The sequence below is a fragment of the Streptomyces sp. NPDC002055 genome (assembly GCF_040296705.1).
In the GTDB taxonomy this organism is placed as follows: Bacteria; Actinomycetota; Actinomycetes; order Streptomycetales; family Streptomycetaceae; genus Streptomyces.
In genome coordinates, this window is record NZ_JBEOXS010000039.1 from 47,626 (window position 1) to 68,960 (window position 21,335).

The following is a 21,335-nucleotide window of genomic DNA, read 5'->3' on the forward strand; positions in this document are numbered from 1 at the left end:
GCTTTCCGGTCCTGGACTCAGTCGTCTTCGTTGTCGCCGAAGTCGGGGCGGACGCCGCGGGCGGCCATGACCTCGTCGTTGGAGGTGCCGGCGGCGACCATCGGCCAGACCATCGCGTCCTCGTGGACGATGAAGTCCACGACGACGGGCCGGTCGTTGATCGCGTTGGCCTTGGCGATGACGGCGTCCAGCTCCGCCGGGTCCTCGCAGCGGATGCCGACACAGCCCATGGCCTCGGCCAGCTTCACGAAGTCGGGGACGCGGGTGCCGCCGCTCGGCCCCGTGACCGTGCCGGGCTCCGCCGCGTCGCCGGTCCCCTCGGGTCCGGAGTGCAGCACGGTGTTGGAGTAGCGCTGGTTGTAGAAGAGGGTCTGCCACTGGCGGACCATGCCGAGCGCGCCATTGTTGATGATCGCGACCTTGATCGGGATGTTGTTCAGCGCGCAGGTGACCAGCTCCTGGTTGGTCATCTGGAAGCAGCCGTCGCCGTCGATCGCCCAGACGGTGCGGCCGGGGGCGCCGGCCTTGGCGCCCATCGCCGCCGGGACCGCGTAGCCCATGGTCCCCGCGCCGCCGGAGTTGAGCCAGGTGCCGGGCTTCTCGTAGTCGATGAAGTGCGAGGCCCACATCTGGTGCTGGCCGACGCCGGCGGCGTAGATGGTGCCCTCCGGGGCGAGCCGGCCGATCCGCTGGATGACCTGCTGCGGGGAGAGGCTGCCGTCGTCCGGCAGGTCGTAGCCGAGCGGGTAGGTGTCACGCCAGCGGGTGAGGTGCTGCCACCACTCGGTGTAGTCCCCGGAGCGGCCCTCGTCGCGCTCCGCCTGGACCGCCACGACCAGGTCGGCGATGACCTCGCGGGCGTCGCCGACGATCGGGACGTCGGCGGCGCGGTTCTTGCCGATCTCGGCCGGGTCGATGTCCGCATGGACGATCTTTGCGAACGGGGCGAAGCTGTCGAGCCTGCCGGTGACCCGGTCGTCGAAGCGGGCGCCCAGCGCGACGATGAGGTCGGACTTCTGCAGGGCGGTGACCGCGGTGACGGCCCCGTGCATCCCCGGCATGCCGACGTGCAGCGGGTGGCTGTCCGGGAAAGCTCCGAGGGCCATCAGGGTGGTGGTGACGGGGGCGCCGGTCAGCTCGGCGAGGATCCGCAGCTCCTCGGTGGCGCCGGCCTTCAGGACACCGCCGCCGACGTAGAGCACCGGGCGCCGCGCCTCGGCGATCAGGCGCGCGGCCTCGCGGATCTGCTTGGCGTGCGGCTTGGTGACGGGGCGGTAGCCGGGGAGGTCGGTCTGCGGCGGCCAGACGAAGCTGGTCCGCGCCTGCAGCGCGTCCTTGGCGATGTCGACGAGGACCGGACCGGGGCGGCCGCTGGAGGCGATGTGGAAGGCCTCGGCGATGGTCTTCGGGATCTCGGCGGGGTCGGTCACCAGGAAGTTGTGCTTGGTGATGGGCATGGTGATGCCGCAGATGTCCGCCTCCTGGAAGGCGTCCGTGCCGATGGCCTTGGACGCCACCTGGCCGGTGATCGCGACCATGGGGACCGAGTCCATGTGGGCGTCGGCGATCGGGGTGACCAGGTTGGTGGCGCCCGGACCGGAGGTCGCCATGCAGACGCCGACCCTCCCGGTGGCCTGGGCGTAGCCGGTGGCGGCGTGGCCTGCGCCCTGCTCGTGGCGCACCAGGACGTGACGGACCTTCGAGGAGTCCATCAGCGGGTCGTAGGCGGGGAGGATCGCGCCGCCCGGAATGCCGAATACGGTGTCGGCGCCGACTTCCTCGAGAGAGCGGATGAGGGACTGCGCGCCCGTGACCTGCTCGGTGATGGTGGGCTGCTGTCCGCCGTTACGGGCCCGCTGCTGCGGATGGTGGGCCCCGGTGGCCTGCTCGGTCATCGGCAATCTCTTCTCGAAGATGAGGTCTGGCTGGGTAGGTGGCCGCCCCGGCGGGAAGTGCGGGGCGGGGCGGTTCGAGGTAACCAGTGCAACAAAAAACCCCTCGTGCCGTGAGGCAAGCGAGGGGAGCGCGCCGGGTGTGGTCCGCAGGGTTTCATCGTGACCCTGCTTCAGCCGACGCGCTTTCCAAGTACGAGAATTCGGGTGCGCATGGCTTGACCTTCTCCCCGGCGCACTACGGGTGTCAAGTGGGTGGGACGGAGGTCTCACTATTTGAGCGCAATGGCGGATGCACCAGGGAATCCGGCCCTTCCCGGCCGTCGCTCACGGCGATCCGCTTCGGCAGCGCCTCCCTCCCCTGCACCCCCACCTTCACCGGCAGGGCACTGGTGGTGAGCACGGCCTCCCGGCCCGCTTCGAGGCAGTCCGCGGAGCCCGGTACGGGGTAGTCGCCACGGTCCAGGGCGCGCCGCAGCCGGTGCTCGTCGAGCGGCCCGGAGAAGGCCATGCCCTGGCCGTGGGTGCAGCCCATCGCCCGCAGCACCGCCACCTGCTCCGGCAGGTCCACGCCGTCCGCGACGGTCTGCAGGCCGAGGTCGCCCGCGATGCGCAGCAGCCCGGACGTGATCTTGTGCAGCCGGGCGGACTCGACCACGCCTTCCACCAGCTCGCGGTCGAGCTTGAGCACGTCGACCGGGAGCCGGCGCAGGGCGCTGATGGCGGCACACCCGCTGCCGAAGCCGTCGAGGGCGATGCGTACGCCGAGCCGCCGCAGCGCGGTCAGCCGGCGTTCGAGCTCGTCGAGGGAAACGCGCGGGTCGGTGTCGGCCAGCTCCAGCAGGAGGGCGCCGGACGGCAGCCCGTGGCGGGTGAGCAGTGCCTCGACACTGCCCGGCCCCAGGCCCCGCTCCGTGAGGCGGTGCGGGGAGAGGCGGACGGCGACCGGTGCCGGGTACCCGGCACGGTGCCGCTCCGCCGCCTGCTCCACTGCTTCCTCCAGGAGCCACCGGCCGATGTCGGCCGCGCGCGCCCCGTCCTCGCCTCGTGCGCGGTCGCCGCGCACCCGGTCGGAGACCCGGAGGAACTCGTCGGGGGTGAAGAGGATGCCCTGCTCGGAGCGCCAGCGGGCCTGCGCGGCGACCGCGGTGATCCGGCCGCTGCCGAGCTCCACCACGGGCTGGTGGAGCAGGGCGAACCCGCCGTCGTGGAGGGCGTTCCGCAGCCGGGTGGCGACTTCGGCGCGGCGGACCACCTCGGCCTGCATCTGCGGTGCGTACAGCTCGACCCGGCCCTTGCCCGCGGCCTTGGCGCGGTACATGGCCAGGTCGGCGTTGCGCATGAGTTCCGTGGGGTTGATCCCGGGGTCGGCGAAGGCGACGCCGATGCTGGCGGCGACACGCACCTCGGTGCCGGAGACGCGGTAGGGGCGGGAGAGGCCGGTGCGCAGCCGCTCGGCGACCTCGAGGATGCGGTACTCGCGGGCGGCCGTGTCCTGGGTGCCGTCGCCGAGGATGAGGGCCGCGAACTCGTCCCCGCCGAGCCGGGCCGCGGTGTCCCCGGCCCGGACGGACTCCTGGAGCCGGCGGGCGGCGTGGACCAGGAGTTCGTCACCGGCCTGGTGGCCGACGGTGTCGTTCACCGCCTTGAAGCCGTCGAGGTCGATGAAGAGCACGGCGGTGCCCGGGTCGGTGGCCCGGCGGCCGCCGAGCGCCCGCCGCACGCGCTCCGTGAAGAGGGCGCGGTTCGGCAGGTCGGTGAGCGGGTCGTGTTCGGCGCTGTGCCGCAGCTGAGCCTGGAGCCGGACCCGTTCGGTGACGTCGCGGCTGTTGAAGATCAGGCCGCCGTGGTGCCGGTTGACGGTGGACTCGACGTTGAGCCAGCCGTCGTGCCCCGCCCGGCCGGCACCGGCACGGAACCGGCACTCGATGCGGGTGGTGGGCTCGTCCTCCGGCTGCGCGGCCAGGAACCGGCGCACCTCGTGCACCACACCGCCGAGGTCCTCGGGGTGGATGAGCGAGGCGAACTCGGAGCCGATGAGCTCCTCCGGGTCGATGCCGTAGACCCCCGCAGCGGCCGGGCTGACGTAGCGCAGCACTCCGGTCGGCGCGGCGATCATGATGACGTCGCTGGAGCCCTGCACCAGGGAACGGAAGTGGTTCTCCTTCTGGGCCAGTTCCTGGGTGAGGCTCATGTTGTCGAGCAGCATGATGCCCTGCCGCACCACGAGGGCGAGCACGACGGTGCAGGCCGTGAAGATCACGACGCGGTCGATGCGGCTGCCGTCGATGACGTTGTAGAGGATCCCGAGCGTGCAGACGGCCGCGGCGAGATACGGGGTGAGGGCGGCCAGCGAGCCCGCCGTCGGGCGGCTCGGGTGCGGCTCGCGGCGGCTCCGGGCGCAGGCGTCCGCATCCGGCTGCCGGGCGACCCAGGGGGCGTAGGCCAGGAGCATCGAGCCGGCGAACCAGCCGGCGTCGAGGAGCTGCCCGGAGCGGTAGTGCTCCCGCAGCAGCGGTGAGGTGAACAGCGCGTCGCACAGCACCGTCAGGGCGAGCGCCGCGATGGCGGTGTTGATCGCCGACCGGTTGGCGGAGGACCTGCGGAAGTGCAACGCCAGCACCATGCTGACCAGCACGATGTCCAGCAGCGGATAGGCCAGGGACAGCGCGGCGCGGGCGACGCTCTCGCCCTCCTGGTGCGCCGTGTGGGCGAGCGCGAGGCTCCAGGAGATGGTCAGCAGGGAGCCGCCGATGAGCCAGGCGTCGAGGGCCAGGCAGGTCCAGCCCGCCCTGCTCGCGGGGCGCTTGGCGAGGACGAGCAGCCCCACGATGGCGGGTGGCGCGAAGAGCAGGAAGCAGAAGTCGGCCCCGGACGGACTCGGTACGGGCTCCCGCAGGACGACCTCGTACCAGCCCCAGATCGCGTTGCCGCAGCCGGCCATCGCGGAGGAGAGGGCGAACAGCAGCCAGGCGGGGCGCACGCAGCTGGTGCGGGACCGGCCGTAGCAGAAGCAGGAGACGGCTCCCGCGAGGGCGGCGGCGGCGAGGCCGAAGTCCCCCATGACGACCGCGCATCGGGGCGATCCCCAGCCCAGGGCGGCACCGGTGGCATACCCGCCGCAGACCAGGGCGAGCAGCAGCTGGGGAAGCAGGCCCGTCCCGCCGCCGGAAGCCGGCGGCCGGGAGAGCACCGCCCCCGGGGTGCTCACCGCACCGTCCTTGGCGGCACCGTCCTCCGCTGAGGTCTGCGCGCGACAACGCTCCGGAGTCTCCGGTGACTGTCGCGCCTCATCCGACTGACTGGGTGGTTGATCCATTGGCCGTGCATCGCCCGTCGCCCCCCTCGAGTTCCGGTCCATCGCTGCGCCCGTCGCACTGCCCCCGGGCACAGTCCCCGTCGGGACGATACACCAGTCCGGTCACTCAGGGACATAGCATCTCTACACAGCGTAACTACCAGCGGGATTGCGGCGACTCAGCGCAGTCGAACGGACTCGGAGCGTACTGAACGCGCCCCGGAGGGTGGGCTTCCGCTCCCGGTCAGCCCGCCGTGGCGACCACGTTCGCGAGCGGCTCGTCAGCGGCAAAACGGACCAACTGCTCGTGCAGCAGCCGCTTCGCGCGGGGCAGGAAGGCCGACGTGGGTCCGCCCACATGCGGCGTGATGAGCACCCCGGGAGCGTGCCAGAGCGGGTGTCCGCCGGGCAGCGGCTCGGGGTCGGTGACGTCCAGCGCCGCCCGCAGCCTGCCCGTCCGTACCTCCGCGAGCAGGGCCTCGGTGTCGACGACCCCGCCGCGGGCGACATTCACCAGCAGGGCGCCGTCCTTCATCCGGGAGAGGAACGCGGCACCCGCCAGGCCGCGGGTGTCATCGGTGAGCGGAGTGGTGAGGACGACGACATCGGCCTGGGGCAGGAGTGCGGGGAGTTCGGCGAGTGGATGCACCGGGCCGCGCGGGGAGGTACGGGCAGAGCGCGCGACGCGCGCCACCCGCGCACATTCGAAGGGGACGAGCCGGTCCTCGACCGCGCTGCCGATGGAGCCGTATCCGACGATCAGGACGGAGCGGTCGGCGAGCGCGGGGCGGAACCCGGACCGCCACTCCTCCGCGTCCTGTCCACGGACGAAGTCCGGGATGCCGCGCAGCGACGCGAGGATGAGGGTGAGGGCCAGCTCCGCGGTGCTCGCCTCGTGGACGCCGCGCGCGTTGCAGAGCTGCACGCCGGGGCGCAGCCCGGACAGGGCGGGGAGCACGTCGTCGATACCGGCCGTGAGGGTCTGGACCACCCGCACCGCCGTCATCTCCGGCAGCGGCCGGACGGAGACGGCTGAGCCTTTCATGTAGGGAACGCCGTAGAACACACAGCGGGCGGGGTCCGCCGGGAAGTCCGGCTCTCCGTCCCAGAAGTGGTAGGCGAACCCGTCGGGGAGGCCGTCGAAGAGATCGGGCCGCACCGGCAGCCATACATCAGCAGTCATGGTCAGGAGGTTACGGCCGGTCATCGCAGAACTGCCGTGTCCGCGCGCGGGCGGGTCCCGGGGCGGCTCCGGCCGATCTTCCGTGGCGGCAGCGGCCCGGGCGGCTCCGCTGCGCGTCCGGGCCGGTGGCAGAGGTTAGTTTGGGGATCACGCAAGGGAGGGGTGCAGGACCAGGTGGAGCGCAGGACAATCGGCGCGGAGGCGCTGTCGGTGGGCGCGGTCGGCCTCGGGTGCATGCCGATGAGCTGGGCCTACACCACCTCGCAGCAGAGCGGGGAGAGCTCGCTGCGCGCGGTGCACACGGCTCTCGACCGCGGTACGACGCTTCTCGACACCGCCGACATGTACGGCCCGTTCACCAATGAGCTGCTGGTCGGGCGGGTGCTCAAGGAGCGCCGCGCGGACGCCTTCGTCTCCACCAAGTGCGGCCTGCTGGTGGGCGAGCAGCACATCGTCGCCAATGGGCGTCCCGGCTATGTGAAACGGGCCTGCGACGCCTCGCTGCGCCGCCTCCAGACCGATGTGATCGACCTCTACCAGCTGCACCGCCCCGACCCGGAGGTGCCGGTGGAGGAGACCTGGGGCGCGATGGCCGAGTTGGTCACGGCGGGCAAGGTGCGGGCGCTGGGGTGGTGCGCGTTCCAGAAGGAGGAGCGGCGCGTCCGGCGGCGAGCGGCGGCCCACGGCAGGGACGAGGCGCAGCGGAGCCCCGGCGCCCGGATGCACGACTCCACGATCCGCCAGCTGACCCGGGTGCAGCAGGTCTTCCCGGTGAGCACGGTGGAGGCCGAGCTGTCCGTCTGGTCGCCCGAGGCGCTGGAGTCGCTGCTGCCGTGGTGCGAGTCGCGCGGTATCGGCTTTCTCGCGGCGATGCCGCTCGGGAACGGCTTTCTCACCGGCACCCTGACACCGGGCCAGGGGTTCGAGCCGGATGACGCCCGGGCCCGCCATCCGCGGTTCACGGCCGACGTGATGGCGGCGAACCAGCCGATCGTGGCCGGGCTGCGCCGGGTCGCGCAGCGGCACGGGGCCACCCCGGCGCAGGTGGCGCTGGCCTGGGTGCTGGCGCAGGGCCGGCATGTGGTCCCGGTGCCGGGGACGAAGAAGGAACGCTGGGCGTTCGAGAACGCCTCGGCCGCAGCTCTCCGGCTGAGCGGGGAGGACCTGGCGGAGATCGCGGACCTGCCGCCGGTGCAGAGGTCCTGGGACTGACCGGCGGCCGCGGGCGGGCGGGGAGCGTGGCCGGGGTGTGCGGGAGTGGTGCGCGGGTGGGGTGCTCGGGTGGGCCAAGGTGGCGGCCGCGGGCGCGGGGCGATCGTGAGAACGGGCTGATTCCGGAGGCGGGAGCGGGCCTTGCGGGGTGGGGTCTTCCGAGGCGCCCAAGGGCTTTTGAGGTGGGCGGGACGGTGCCGGCGGGGCATGCTGACGGGGCTGCGGGCCGGCTTTTCGGAAAGGCAGGACGGTATCTCTCGGGCTGGATTCCGAGACGGAGAGGGGCAGTTCGCGGGGCGGTCCGGGTGCGGCGGCGGCGAGGCGGATCCGCGTGAGTGGATCGGGAACCTCTCGGAGCACGGCGGTGTATGAAGCAGTGTGATGCACTGGATGTGACCGAGAGGATCGTTCGTCATGCGACGACCTGTTGTGACTGCTCTGACCGCCGTGGTGGCCGCTGCGGCCCTCCTGTTCGTCTCCGGCTGCTCGTCGGACGGCGACTCCGGACCGCCGGAGCGATCCGCGGCGTCGTCCTCGGCACCCGGCTCCTCACCACCCGGCGGCGCCACGTCCTCCCCGGCGCCCGCGAAGGGCTCGGTGACGGTGGAGCGCACGGTCGCGACGGGGCTGAAGTCCCCCTGGGGGCTCGCCGCGCTGCCGGGAGGTGACCTGCTGGTGTCCTCCCGCGACACCGGGAAGATCTTTCTGATCGCGGCGGACAGCGGGAAGAAGACCGAGCTGGGGTCGGTTCCGGGCGTCTCCGCAGGTGGTGAGGGCGGTCTCCTGGGGATCGCCGTCGCGCCCACGTTCGGGGCGGACCACTTGGTGTACGCCTACTTCACCACCGAATCCGACAACCGCATCGCCCGCCTGGTCTACGACGAGAAGAAGCCGGCGGGGAGCCGTCTCGGCGCGCCGGACACCATCCTCAAGGGCATTCCCAAGGGCCAGATCCACAACGGAGGCCGGATCGCGTTCGGCCCGGACAAGATGCTCTACGCGGGGACGGGCGAGAGCGGCGACCAGGGCCTCGCGCAGGAGAAGGACTCGCTGGGCGGCAAGATCCTGCGGATGACACCGGACGGGGAGCCGGTGCACGGCAATCCGTTCCCGGATTCCGTGGTCTACAGCTACGGCCACCGCAATGTGCAGGGCCTGGCCTGGGACGCGGACAAGCGGCTGTGGGCCGCGGAGTTCGGGCAGAACACCTGGGACGAGCTGAATCTCATCGCTCCCGGAAAGAACTACGGCTGGCCCGTTGTGGAGGGGGAGGGCGACAAGCCCGGATTCGTGAACCCGGTCGAGCAATGGTCGACCGAGGATGCCTCACCCAGCGGCATCGCCTACGCCCAGGGCTCGATCTGGATGGCGGGACTGCGCGGCGAGCGGCTGTGGCGCATTCCGCTGGACGGCACGAAGCCGGTGGCGAAGCCGCAGTCCTTCCTGGACGGCAGGTACGGACGGCTCCGCACCGTCGTGTCCGACGGAGCGGATCGACTGTGGCTGGTGACGAGCGAGACCGACTCCCGGGGAACACCGGAGAAGGGGGACGACCGCATCCTGCAGGTGAAGGTGTCCTGAGCCGTCTTGCCCCGCCCCCCGCGCGCTCCCTGCTCCCCGCCTCGGCCCCACCCGCGTCCTGGACCTCGTTATGGCCCCCGGACCTGGTCCCGGACCGGCCCCGGCACGGGGAACTGAACCCGGACCTGGAACGGGACCCGTACCCGGACCCGGACCTGACCCCGGACCTGGAACAGGACCCAGAACCGGACCCGGAGCCCGGACCTGGGACAGGCCCCGTGCCCGGACCCGTTCAGACGGTGGGTTCCGTTCCGGCGAAGAGACGCATGCGGTGGGCGACGGACGCCGCCTCGCCCCGGTTGGAAACGCCCAGCTTGGCCAGGATGTTGGAGACGTGGACGCTGGCGGTCTTCGGTGAGATGAAGAGTTCTTCGGCGATCCGACGGTTGCTGTGGCCCAGGGCGACCAGCCGGAGCACGTCCCGCTCACGCCGGGTCAGGCCGGAACCGTCGTCCGGACGGGACGGGCTGCCCGAGTCCCGGAGGCCGCCGGTGCCCGCCCCGGGTCGCCCCTGCCCGCCGGACTCCGGATGGCTGCCGACGCCCCTGTGGCCGGCATCTGCCGATGTGCTGCCCACCTCCGCCGGAGAATCGGAGGAGCCCGAGCGGCCGACAGCGAGTGCGTCGGTCACGACCCCTGTCCTCGCCCCCGTCACCGCCCCTGTCACCGCCTCGGTCACGGCCCCGCTCCCCGCACCGGTCACCGCCCCGGTCCCCGCATCGGTCACGGACTCGGTCACGGACTCGGTGGCCAGGGGCAGGCGGGCGCGGCGGGCGAGGTGTTCGATCTCTTCGCGCAGCGGGGCGGCCTGCAGGCGGGTGGCGACGGCGTAGGCCTGTCCCAGCAGTGCGCCCGCCCGTTCCCGTACCGCTCCGGTGTCGGGCCCTCCGGCCCTGGAGCCCCGTACGGCGGCGGCGCCCAGCTGTGCCTCGGCCCAGCGGTGGCGGATGTCGGCCAGCACAAAGGGATGCCCGTAGGGCTCGAAGGCGGCGGCGGCCTCGGCCCAGAGCTGCGGCCGGTGCTGTCCGTCGGCCCGGGCGAGTTCCGCGTCGAAGCGGCGGGCCCACGCGGACCACAGCGGTGAGGGGCACCCCACCGTGCGGGAGGCCGCCTCGAGCCGGGACAGCAGCCGCCGGTGCTCCGCGCTGTCGGTTCCCGGAAGTCCGCGCGTCTGTCCGGCGACCTGGGCCCCGCCGACGAGCAGTCGCCAGACGTAGGGCTCCTGACCGAGCAGCGGGAGGAGGCTCAGTGCGCCGTCCAGAGCGGAGACCGCCTCGCCGAACCGGCCGTGCGCCGCCTCGAACCGCATCTCGGCCTGGGCGAGGGGGATTTCGTACTGCGGCTCCATGTCGTTCTTGCCGAGGTGGGTGCGGCACTCGGTGATCAGGGCGGGAACCCGTTCGTACCGCCCGCGATTGAGGTCGAGTTCGAGCCGGTACATCACCATGGAGGCCATCGGGCGGGCGCTGCGGGCCCGGTCGCGCCACTCCTCCAGGACCTGGGCTGCCCGGTCCCATGCACCGAGCAGCAGCAGGACCTCCGCGAGGTTCCCGGCGACGAAGGCGGCACTGCCGAGCAGCCGGTGCCTGACCAGCGTCTCGATGCCCGCCTCGGCCACATCGACCGCCTCCGCCGTGCGTCCGAGCCGGTGGAGCACGTCCACGAGGTTGGCGTGGACGCGGCCCAGAGCGCGCGGCGCCCAGATGGTCTCGACGAGTTCCCGCACCTCGTAGAGCTCGGGGATGCTGTCCTCGTCGCCGCGCTGGGCCCGCAGACAGGCGCGGGTCACCCGGGCGTTGAGTTCGACGTCGCGGGCGCCGACGAGTCTGGCGAGGTCCACGGCCCGTTCGGCCAGGTCCACCGACCCCTCCTCCGACACGTGCAGGCTGTGCCAGGCCGCGGCGTGCGCCAGGACATCGGCGTGCACCGCGGACGGCGGCAGGCCGGTGACCAGCTCCTGCGCCCTGGATATCTCCGCCCAGCCGTCGCCCCGTCCCACCGAGGTGACCAGCCGGGACCGCTGCATCCAGAACCAGGCCGCGCGCGCCGGATCGCGGTCCTGGTCGATCAGCTTCAGCGCCTTCTTGACCAGCGCATACGCCCGTTCGGGCACATCGTCCCAGCGGGCGGCGACCACGGCTTCCGCCAGCAGGTCCAGGAAGTGCAGATGCCTCTCCCCGCCGTCCCGGGGACAGCCGCAGGGCGGGTAGGACTCGACGCTGCCCGAGCCGGACAGCCGGGAGCGCTCCTCCGCGGGCACGTCGTCCCACAGTTCCATGGCCCGTTCGAGCAGTTTGACCTGCTCGGCGTAGGCGTGACGGCGCCGGGCCTCGCGGGCGGCGGCGAGCACGGCGGGCAGCGCCTTCCGGGCGTCATGGGCGGAGTACCAGTAGCCGGCCAGCCGGGTGGCCAGCTGTTCGGCGCAGACCAGGGAGGGGTCGGCCTCCAGCGCCTCGGCGTAGCGGCGGCTGAGCCGGGAGCGTTCGCCCGGCAGCAGGTCCTCGACGACGGCTTCGCGCAGCAGTGCGTGCCGGAAGCGGTAGCCGTCTCCGTCGTCCGTGGGAACCAGGACGTTGCCGCCGACGGCGGCGCGCAGCCCCTCGATCAGCTCCTCGTCCCCGAGCCCGGCGACGGCGGCGAGGAGGGCGTACTCCACCGTGGTGTTGCGGGCGGCGATCCGGACGACGCGCTGCGCCGTCTCGGGCAGCGCCTCGACCCGAACCAGCAGCAGGTCGCGCAGGGAGTCGCTGAGTCCGCACGAGCCGTAGTCGCTGGTCGCGAGCTCCTCCACGAAGAACGGATTGCCCTCGGAGCGGTCGAAGATCTGGTCGGCCAGACCGTGTTCGGGCTCGCTGCCCTGGATGCCCGCGAGCTGCCGGCGCACCTCGTCGCGGCTCAGCCGGGGCAGTTCGATGCGCTGCACGGTCCGCAGCCGGTCGAGCTCGGCGAGGAACGGCCGCAGCGGGTGGCGGCGGTGGATGTCGTCGGTGCGGTAGGTGGCGAGCACGACGAGCCGGGACCGCTGGAGGGAGCGGAAGAGATAGCCGAGCAGCTCACGGGTCGAACGGTCGGCCCAGTGGAGGTCCTCGATGGCGACCACCAGCGGACGGTCCGCGGCGAGACGTTCCAGCAGGCGCGCGGTGAGTTCGAACAGCCGCGCCCGGCCCTCCTGGTCGTAGGTGTCCCGGGCGACGCTTCCGATGTCGGGCAGGAGCCGGGCGAGTTCGTCCTCGCGTCCCGCCGCCGCCTGGGCCAGCTCGGGGCCGAGCTGCCGGTGCAGGGCGCGCAGTGCCGTGGCGACCGGGGCGAACGGCAGTCCGTCCGCGCCCAGTTCCAGACAGCCGCCGACCGCGGTCACCGCGCCGGAGCGCTCTGCCGCGCAGAGGAACTCCTCGAGCAACCGGGTCTTGCCGCCGCCGGCCTCACCGCCGACGAGGACCGCCTGCGGCTCCCCCGCGGCGGCGCGGGCGAACGCGCCGGTGAGCGCGGTCAGCTCGTCGGCACGGCCGACGAAGACAGGGCTGATCGATCTGCTCTCCACATCGCTGAGCATGGCATACGGGGCGGCCCGCGCGGCACTGGCACTTCCCGGCCCCACCGCCTCAAACCCCTTGCTCACGACGGGGGTTCGGTCAGTGCCTGCGGGAGGGAGCGAACGGCTCCTGTCACGGCGTCCTCCGGTGCGGGTGAGCCGGGCGGTACGCCGTCCGGGCCGCGCCCGGGGTGCCGGTCAGGACACCGCCGGTGCCGGGGAGGGGGCCGGGGAAGGGGCCGGGGAAGGGGCCGGGGAAGGGGCCGGGAGGCGGTGTCCGAAGGGGGCCACCCGGAGGGGCTGCCCGTCGGCGACGCCGGTGGCGGGCGGAGGCGCCGGCGGGCCGGGCGTTCAGACGCGGGCGGCCCGTACGGTCCCGCCGCCTTCCCGCGAGGCGCTTCTGCTCACCCGCCCTTCCCCTTCGGGGCCGGCGGAGCCCCGGGCCGCTTCCCGGCGGGCACGGGCGGCCTCACGGGCGAGCCGGTGCCGGGCGGCGACGCGCATCAGTTCTTCCTGGCGGTCCCGCTGCAGTTCGTAGGCGAACATCATGATCTCCCGGTGACGTGGCGTATCCGTTCTGCGTCCACCTTCGTCTTCCGGAAGCCCCTGCCGCATCGGGCGACTTCCCGATCTTCGGGGGGCCTGGTGCCTTAGTTCCGCGGCCCGAGGGGCCCCGAACACACCTAAGGCCCCCTCGGTAAGGGGGCCTTAGGCCGCACGGTCGGCGGGCCGAGGGGGCGCACGGCCACTACGGCGCCGCACTCTCCCTCGCTACGGGGCGGTGGGCACCCCGCCGAGGAGGTCGAAGTAGATGCCGCCGGAGACCAGGAGGCCGAGGATGCCGAGGACGACTCCGGCGACGGAGACGGCCCGGATCCAGGGTGCCTGCGCGGTCCCCGCGCCGGCCGGGCGGAGCAGCACCGCTCCGGAGACGATCAGCGCCACCAGGGCGAAGACGCCGTTGAACAGGGCGGTGGTGTGCCAGGGCGTGCTGTAGAGCGCGGTGATCTGCTCCTGCGCCTGCGCCTGGGCGGCACCCGAGGAGGTCTTGATCTGGCCGATCAGCTGCTGCCGTTCGGCCGCCAGGCGGCCGACCCAGGTACCGGTCAGGGACGCGAGACCGAGGGCGGCACCGACCACCGCGGCGGCACCGGCCGCCACCGGCGTCGAGCGCGCCGGCACCGGGGCGTCGGCTTCCGGGCCGTCGTCGTCGAGGCCGTCGGCGCCCCGGTCCGTCCGGTCGGTGGCCGCGGTCTCCTTCGGCGCCTGTGCCGCCGCGGGCTTCCCGGCTTCCGGAGCCTCGGCGGCCTCGTCGGTCAGGTCCTTCGTCTCGGTGTCCGTGGTCTTGGTGGTGTCCATGGTCCGCACCGTAAGCGCCGTTTCTGAGAGTCCTCTTAATTCTCGCGGCATGATCCGTTACGGCTTGATGCCCAGGAGGCACGGCTTGCCGCCCAGGAGGCGAGGAGGGCCGGAACGCCCCGGGGCCGGGCTCCCCGGGGGCGCCCCTCGACGGCCGGACGCATCGGGGGCCGGACACAGAGCAGCCGGTCACGCCTGCGAGCTCTCCGTCACATCCGCGGCCCCTCGGTCGCGCCGCGGTCCCGGAGCACGCTGCGCGCCGGGCTCCGACGCCTCCTCGGCCCGCAGCCACTCATCGGCCAGCAGGGACCAGATCTCGGTGTCCTGCCGGGTGCCCGCGTACGGGAAGTTCTGCCGGAGCACGCCGTCCCGGCTCATCCCCAGCCGTCGGGCCACCGCGATGCTGCGCACGTTCGGCGCGGCGGCGTGCCACTCCACGCGGTGGATGCCGCGTTCCCGTACGGCCCAGTCGATCAGCAGGCGCACGGCCCGGGTCACCAGGCCGCGGCCCTGTCCCGCGGCCTCGGCCCAGCAGCCGATCTCGCAGACGCCGGTCCGGGCGTCGAACGACACGAACATGACACCGCCGACCAGGGTTCCGTCCAGCCAGATGCCGTAGATCCGCCCGGCGTCGGCGGCCTGCCGGTCGGCGTAGTCCCGGAGGACCGCCCGCGCGGAGTCGAGGTCGGTGCTCCGGCCGGCCCACGGAATCCAGGGGTCGACATCGGCCCGCGCCCGGTCCATGTGGGTCAGGAACTCCTCGGCCTGCCAGGGCTCCAGCGGGCGCAGCTCGGCCGCGTCTCCGAGGGGCGCCGCGTCTCCGAGGGGCACTGCGAACATCGTTCTCCTTCGCCTCGTCCTGCGCCGGCCCGGGACCTCCCCGGGCCCGCCCGATTCAGCGGACGAGTGCGTCGACGTCCTCGCTCGTGCGCTGCGCAGGAAGTGTCGCATGGGCGGTCTCCGGCGCCTCGATGCTGAACCGGGGCAGCAGCCGGTCGAGCCACTTCGGCAGCCACCAGTTGGCGCCGCCCAGCATGTGCATCAGCGCCGGGACCAGGAGCGTCCGCAGCACGAAGGCGTCCAGGGCGACCGCCGCGGCCAGTCCGATGCCGAACATCGCGATGATCCGGTCACCGCTGAGCACGAAGGCCGAGAAGACCGCGATCATGATGACGGCCGCGGAGTTGATCACCCGGCTGGTCTCGGCGAGGCCGACGCGTACCGCCCGCCGGTTGTCCCGGGTCTGCTGCCACTCCTCGTACATCCGGCTGACCAGGAAGACCTGGTAGTCCATGGAGAGACCGAAGAGCACCGAGACCATGATCACGGGCAGGAACGGTTCGATCGGCCCGGCGCTGCCGAGACCCAGCAGTTCGCTGCCCCAGCCCCACTGGAAGATCGCGACGACGACACCGAAGGAGGAGGCGACGGCGGCGATGTTCATGGCGGCGGCCTTGAGCGGGATGCCGATGCTGCGGAAGGCGAGCAGCAGCAGGGCGCAGCCGAGGGCCACCACCACGCCGATGAACAGGGGCAGCTTGCCGATGATCACGGATGCGAAGTCGTCGTAGGCGGCCGTGAGCCCGCCGACGTGGGTGTTCAGGGAGGTGCCCTGCTCCGCCGGGGGCAGCACGTCGTGCCGCAGCCGCTCGACGAGCCGGGAGGTCCGCTCCGACTGGGGAGCGCTCTCCGGGACCACGGTGATCACGCCGGTGCCGCCGCTGCGGTCGACGGTCGCGGTGGTCACATGTGCGACGCCCTCGGTCGCGCGGAGCTTCTCGGGCAGCTGGTCGAAGGCCAGCTTGTCGGCGGCTCCGTCGATCTCGGACACCAGGGTCAGGGGGCCGTTGGAGCCGGGGCCGAAGCCGTCGGCCAGCCGGTCGTACGCCTGCCGGGTGGTGCTGGACGCCGGGTTGTTGCCCTGGTCGGAGGTGCCGAGGTGCAGCGAGGTCGTGGGCACCGCCAGGACGATCATGACGGCGGCGGCGATCCCGGCGAGCAGCTTGGGGTGCCGTTCGACGAAGGCGGACCAGCGCGCGGAGAAGCCGGTGGGCAGCTCGGGCTTCGGCCCGTGCTCGACGAGCCGGCGGCGCTCCCGGCGGCTGAGCACCTTCATGCCCATGAGGCCGAGCAGGGCGGGCAGCAGGGTCACGGAGGCGGCGACCGCCAGAACGACGGTGAGCGAGGCGGCGAGCGCGACACCGTTGAGGAAGGTGAGCCGCAGCACCAGCATGCCGAGCAGGGCTATGCAGACCGTCGCGCCCGCGAAGACGACCGCCCGCCCGGAGGTGGTGACGGCGCGCCGGGCGGCCTCCGCCACCGGTAGCCCCTGCCGGAGGCCTCTGCGGTGCCGGGTGACGATGAACAGCGCGTAGTCGATGCCCACGCCGAGTCCGATGAGCATGCCGAGCATGGGCGCGAAGTCGGCGACGGTCATGACATGGCTGAGCAGCGAGATGCCCAGATAGGCCGTACCCACGCTGACCAGCGCGGTGGCGATGGGCAGCAGCATGGCGGCGAGCGACCCGAAGGCGAGGAAGAGGACGGCCGCGGCGGCGAGGACGCCGACGATCTCACTGAGGTGGGCGGACGACTTCTCGGTGAGGGAGACCCCCGGTCCGCCGACGTCGACCTGGAGAGCGCCGTCCTCCGCGCCGAGCGCGGTGTCCACGATCTTCTGCACCTGACCGCGGCCGAGGTCGTCCGGGGACTTCTCGAAGACGACGGTGGCGTACGCGGTGTGGCCGTCCCGGCTGATCTGGTTGGCGCCCTCGGCGCCGTACGGACCGGTGATGGCGGCGACGCCGGGCAGATCCTCGACCTTGTCGAGGGTCTGAGCCATATGGCGCTCGACGGACTGGGCCCGGACGGATCCCTGGTCGGTGTGCCAGACGATGGTGTCGTTGTCGCCGCTGCGGCCCGGGAAGGCATCTTCGAGCTGCTTGCTCGCCTTGCCCGATTCGGTGCCCGGGATGTCGTAGTCGTTGGAGTACGAGGACCCCGTGAGGGCTGCCGCGACGCCCACGCCCACGAGAGCGGCGAGCCACAGCAGGATGACGACGAAACGACGCTGGAGACACCATCCGGCAAGTGCGGCCATGCGCAGACTCTCCCTGAGCGTTGCGTGGATCTCTCCGGGAAATGACCCACAACGGACATAACGCGTACCGGGCCCACTGTTACAGGCATGCAAGATCAAGTGAGGGTTTCGTGGGTTTAGTCACATCGGCCCAGGGGAAACGCGAGCCCAGCTCCGAAGAGGAACGGCGCCGCTGCACCGTTCGTCGGCCTCGCTCGCCGGTCGGCACCGGCCCGGAGCAGCAGCGCGGCCGGGGAAAGCGGAAGCGCCGGGACGTGAAGCGGAACGGCCGAGGGGCGGCCCTCCCGATGTCGGGAGGGCCGCCCCTCGGCCGCTGTGTCACCGCGGACGGATCCGGGCCCGGTCCGCGCACGGACCCGGCCCCGCCCCGCCCCCGGGGTGGTCCGGCGCGTCAGCCCTCGACGCCCAGCTTCTCCAGGATCAGCTCGCGCACCCGCGCCGCGTCCGCCTGGCCACGGGTGGCCTTCATGACCGCGCCCACCAGCGCGCCCGCCGCCTGGACCTTGCCGCCGCGGATCTTGTCCGCGATGGCCGCGTTGGAGGCGATGGCCTCGTCGACGGCGGTGCCCAGCGCCCCCTCGTCCGAGACGACCTTCAGACCGCGCTTCTCGACGACCGTGTCCGGGTCGCCCTCGCCCGCGAGCACGCCCTCGATGGTCTGGCGCGCCAGCTTGTCGTTGAGCGAGCCCTCGGCGACCAGCGCCGCGACCCGGGCGACCTGCACCGGGGTGATCGGCAGCGCGGACAGCTCGACGCCGTCCTCGTTGGAACGCCGCGCCAGCTCGCCCATCCACCACTTGCGGGCCTGGTCGGCCGGGGCGCCCGCCTCGATCGTGGCGAGGATCGACGGGATGGCACCGGCGTTGAGGACCGACTGCATCTCGTGGTCCGACAGGCCCCACTGCGCCTTGAGCCGCTGCCGCTGCACCCGCGGCAGCTCCGGCAGCTCGGCGCGCAGCTGCTCCACCCAGTCACGGGACGGGGCGACGGGCACCAGGTCCGGCTCCGGGAAGTACCGGTAGTCCTCGGCCTCCTCCTTCACCCGGCCGGAGGTGGTGGAGCCGTCCTCCTCGTGGAAGTGACGGGTCTCCTGGATGATCGTCCCGCCCTCGCCCAGCACCGCGGCATGCCGCATGATCTCGAAGCGGGCGGCCCGCTCGACGCTGCGCAGCGAGTTGACGTTCTTCGTCTCGGAGCGGGTGCCGAACTTCTCCCGGCCGTGCGGGCGCAGCGACAGGTTCACGTCGCAGCGCATCTGGCCCATCTCCATCCGGGCCTCGGAGACGCCCAGGGCCTTGATGAGCTCGCGCAGCTCGGCGACGTACGCCTTGGCGACCTCGGGGGCCTTCTCCCCGGCGCCGACGATCGGCTTGGTGACGATCTCGATCAGCGGGATGCCGGCCCGGTTGTAGTCGAGCAGCGAGTGGGAGGCGCCGTGGATACGGCCCGTCGCGCCGCCCACATGGGTCGACTTGCCGGTGTCCTCCTCCATGTGGGCGCGCTCGATCTCGACCCGGAAGGTCTCCCCCTCGACGTCGACGTCCAGATAGCCGTTGAAGGCGATCGGCTCGTCGTACTGCGAGGTCTGGAAGTTCTTCGGCATGTCCGGATAGAAGTAGTTCTTCCGGGCGAAGCGGCACCACTCGGCGATCTCGCAGTTCAGCGCGAGGCCGATGCGGATCGCGGACTCGACGCCGATCGCGTTGACGACCGGGAGCGAGCCCGGCAGGCCGAGGCAGGTCGGGCAGGTCTGCGCGTTGGCGTCGGCGCCCAGCGTGGTGGAGCAGCCGCAGAACATCTTGGTCGCGGTGCCGAGTTCGACGTGGACCTCGAGGCCCATGACGGGGTCATAGGCCGCCAGAGCGTCCTCGTACGACACCAGTTCAGTGACGGTCACGGAAACTTAACCTTTCAGCCCGCGAGGACGTCGTCGTCGCCCAGGCGGCGCAGCTCGCGGACGAGGAGCGCGACGCCGGTGGCGACAGCGGCGGCGGATACGACCGCGTCGACCAGCATCAGCTTGTCGTTCTCGAAGCGGGCCTTCTTGGCCTGCTTGACGATGCTGACGGCGCCGAACAGCGTGGTGCCGATGGACAGGTACGTGCCGGGCTTCGACTTCTTGAAACCCTTGGCCTTGGCGAGCTTTCCACTCACAGCGACGGTGCCTCCTCCAGCAACGGGTGCCCCCAGCGGGCAGTGAACGCGGCTTCCACAGCTGCGCCTACCCGGTAGAGCCGATCATCGGCCAGCGCGGGAGCGATGATCTGCAGACCCACCGGGAGCCCGTCCTCCGGCGCGAGGCCGCAGGGCAGGGACATGGCGGAGTTGCCGGCCAGGTTGGACGGGATGGTGCACAGGTCCGCCAGGTACATCGCCATCGGGTCGTCGGCCCGCTCCCCGATCGGGAACGCGGTCGTCGGCGTGGTCGGCGAGACCAGCACGTCGACCTGCTCGAAGGCCTTCTCGAAGTCCTGCGTGATGAGGGTGCGGACCTTCTGCGCGGAGCCGTAGTACGCGTCGTAGTAGCCGGAGCTGAGCGCGTAGGTGCCGAGCATGATGCGGCGCTTGACCTCGGGGCCGAAGCCGGCGGCGCGGGTGAGGGCGGTGACCTCCTCGGCGGACCGGGTGCCGTCGTCGCCGACCCGCAGGCCGTAGCGCATGGCGTCGAACCGGGCGAGGTTCGAGGAGCACTCGGACGGCGCGATCAGGTAGTACGCGGCGAGCGCCTTGTCGAACGACGGGCAGGAGATCTCGACGATCTCGGCGCCCAGCTCGCGCAGCAGCTCCACGGACTCGTTGAACCGCTGCATGACGCCGGCCTGGTAGCCCTCGCCGGCGAACTCCTTGACGACGCCGATGCGCATGCCCGTGACGTCGCCGTTGCGCGCGGCCTCGACGACCGGCGGCACGGGGGCGTCGATGGACGTGGAGTCCAGCGGGTCGTGTCCGGCGATCACCTCGTGGAGGAGGGCCGCGTCCAGGACCGTACGGGCGCACGGGCCGCCCTGGTCCAGGGACGAGGAGAAGGCCACCATGCCGTAGCGGGACACCGCGCCGTAGGTCGGCTTGACGCCGACCGTGCCGGTGACGGCGGCGGGCTGGCGGATCGAACCACCGGTGTCGGTGCCGATCGCGAGCGGGGCCTCGTACGACGCGATGGCCGCGGAGGAGCCGCCGCCGGAGCCGCCGGGGATCCGGGTGAGGTCCCAGGGGTTGCCGGTCGGGCCGTAGGCGCTGTTCTCGGTGGAGGACCCCATGGCGAACTCGTCCATGTTGGTCTTGCCGAGGATGACGACGTCCGCGTCCTTGAGGCGGCGGGTGAGCGTCGCGTCGTAGGGCGGGATCCAGCCCTCGAGGATCTTGGAACCGACGGTCGTCGGGATGCCCTCGGTGGTGAAGATGTCCTTCAGCGCGAGCGGGACACCGGCGAGCGGGCCGAGCTGCTCGCCCCGGGCCCGCTTCTCGTCGACGGCGCGCGCCTGGGCGAGCGCGCCCTCGCGGTCGACGTGCAGGAAGGCGTGCACCTTCTCGTCGACGGCCTCGATCCGGGCGAGGTGGGCCTCGGTGACGGCGACGGCCGTCACCTCGCCCGCGGCGATCTTCGCCGCGGTTTCGGCGGCGGTGAGCCTGGTGAGGTCGGTCATGTCAGTCCTCCCCCAGGATCTGCGGCACCTTGAAACGCTGCTGCTCCTGGGCCGGGGCGCCGGAGAGCGCCTGCTCGGGGGTCAGCGACGGACGGACGGCGTCCGGACGCATGACGTTGGTCAGCGGCAGCGGGTGAGAGGTCGGCGGAACGTCTTGGTCGGCGACCTCGGAGACGCGGGCGACCGCGCCGATGATGTCGTCGAGCTGACCGGCGAAGTGCTCGAGCTCTTCGCCGGTCAGCTCCAGACGCGCCAGCCGGGCGAGGTGGGCGACCTCCTCGCGCGTGATGCCAGGCATGCAGCGATCCTCAAGGGTGAGTGTGTAGGTTTCGGGGCCAATCCTATGGCGCGGGGGGTGGTGGCGGCGAAACGCTTTGTCGCCGTGCGGCGCGCGGTCGGGGTTTCCTGAGCTTCGTATTTTGCGGGTGCCGGTTTGTTGCGTGCGGGTGTGTGGTGGTTTCGGGGGTGGGGGCTCCGGGGTGGGGGGGTGGGGGGCGGATAAAAAAAGGGGCGCGGGGGGCCGCCAAAAAACCA

14 protein-coding genes are annotated in these 21,335 nt (G+C 72.2%); 2 read left to right on the top strand and 12 right to left on the bottom strand.

Translation table 11 applies throughout. From position 1 onward, the window contains the following. Window positions 1-17: 17 nt before the first annotated feature. The 3 genes from ABT112_RS23425 to ABT112_RS23435 form a co-directional block, all read right to left on the bottom strand. Window positions 18-1,895: an acetolactate synthase large subunit gene (locus ABT112_RS23425; RefSeq protein WP_351512559.1), complete on the bottom strand. Its 1,878-nt coding sequence runs from the start codon at window positions 1,893-1,895 to the stop codon at window positions 18-20. Window positions 1,896-2,139: 244 nt separating this feature from the next. Then, the gene (locus ABT112_RS23430) at window positions 2,140-5,103 is read right to left on the bottom strand and encodes a putative bifunctional diguanylate cyclase/phosphodiesterase (protein WP_351512561.1); all 2,964 of its coding nucleotides are present in this window, start codon (window positions 5,101-5,103) and stop codon (window positions 2,140-2,142) included. Window positions 5,104-5,434: 331 nt separating this feature from the next. Further along, on the bottom strand, window positions 5,435-6,373 hold the full coding sequence (locus ABT112_RS23435) for a 2-hydroxyacid dehydrogenase (protein WP_351512563.1): 939 nt from the start codon (window positions 6,371-6,373) through the stop codon (window positions 5,435-5,437). Window positions 6,374-6,547: 174 nt separating this feature from the next. Between ABT112_RS23435 and ABT112_RS23440 the strand changes: the two genes are divergently transcribed. Together ABT112_RS23440 and ABT112_RS23445 are read left to right on the top strand one after the other, a co-directional pair. Further along, on the top strand, window positions 6,548-7,585 hold the full coding sequence (locus tag ABT112_RS23440; RefSeq protein WP_351512565.1) for an aldo/keto reductase: 1,038 nt from the start codon (window positions 6,548-6,550) through the stop codon (window positions 7,583-7,585). A 414-nt stretch (window positions 7,586-7,999) separates the two neighbouring features. After that, entirely contained in the window at window positions 8,000-9,166 is a 1,167-nt protein-coding gene (locus ABT112_RS23445; RefSeq protein ID WP_351512567.1) for a PQQ-dependent sugar dehydrogenase, read from the top strand. A gap of 232 nt (window positions 9,167-9,398) precedes the next feature. Here the strand turns inward: ABT112_RS23445 and ABT112_RS23450 are convergent, their stop codons facing one another. The 9 genes from ABT112_RS23450 to gatC form a co-directional block, all read right to left on the bottom strand. Next, window positions 9,399-12,719 carry a helix-turn-helix transcriptional regulator gene (locus ABT112_RS23450; RefSeq protein WP_351512587.1) on the bottom strand — a complete coding sequence of 1,107 codons (3,321 nt, stop codon included), beginning with the start codon at window positions 12,717-12,719 and terminating at the stop codon, window positions 9,399-9,401. Between the two features lie 330 nt (window positions 12,720-13,049). Further along, on the bottom strand, window positions 13,050-13,247 hold the full coding sequence (locus ABT112_RS23455) for a hypothetical protein (RefSeq protein WP_351512569.1): 198 nt from the start codon (window positions 13,245-13,247) through the stop codon (window positions 13,050-13,052). Between the two features lie 222 nt (window positions 13,248-13,469). Then, window positions 13,470-14,057, bottom strand: coding sequence for a hypothetical protein (locus ABT112_RS23460; protein WP_351512571.1), 588 nt, complete (start codon window positions 14,055-14,057; stop codon window positions 13,470-13,472). Between the two features lie 189 nt (window positions 14,058-14,246). Continuing rightward, window positions 14,247-14,897, bottom strand: coding sequence for a GNAT family N-acetyltransferase (locus ABT112_RS23465; protein ID WP_351512573.1), 651 nt, complete (start codon window positions 14,895-14,897; stop codon window positions 14,247-14,249). A gap of 55 nt (window positions 14,898-14,952) precedes the next feature. Next, a complete protein-coding gene (locus ABT112_RS23470; protein ID WP_351512575.1) occupies window positions 14,953-17,157 on the bottom strand; it encodes an MMPL family transporter in 2,205 nt (734 codons plus the stop codon). Between the two features lie 391 nt (window positions 17,158-17,548). Next, window positions 17,549-19,054, bottom strand: a complete 1,506-nt coding sequence (gene gatB, locus ABT112_RS23475; RefSeq protein ID WP_351512577.1) for an Asp-tRNA(Asn)/Glu-tRNA(Gln) amidotransferase subunit GatB — start codon at window positions 19,052-19,054, stop codon at window positions 17,549-17,551. Window positions 19,055-19,068: 14 nt separating this feature from the next. Beyond that, on the bottom strand, window positions 19,069-19,311 hold the full coding sequence (locus ABT112_RS23480) for a hypothetical protein (RefSeq protein ID WP_351512579.1): 243 nt from the start codon (window positions 19,309-19,311) through the stop codon (window positions 19,069-19,071). Beyond that, on the bottom strand, window positions 19,308-20,801 hold the full coding sequence (gene gatA / locus ABT112_RS23485) for an Asp-tRNA(Asn)/Glu-tRNA(Gln) amidotransferase subunit GatA (protein ID WP_351512581.1): 1,494 nt from the start codon (window positions 20,799-20,801) through the stop codon (window positions 19,308-19,310). The genes ABT112_RS23480 and gatA overlap by 4 nt, the downstream gene beginning before the upstream one ends. A 1-nt stretch (window position 20,802) precedes the next feature. Further along, the gene (gene gatC, locus ABT112_RS23490) at window positions 20,803-21,099 is read right to left on the bottom strand and encodes an Asp-tRNA(Asn)/Glu-tRNA(Gln) amidotransferase subunit GatC (protein ID WP_351512583.1); all 297 of its coding nucleotides are present in this window, start codon (window positions 21,097-21,099) and stop codon (window positions 20,803-20,805) included. Between the last annotated feature and the right edge of the window lie 236 nt (window positions 21,100-21,335).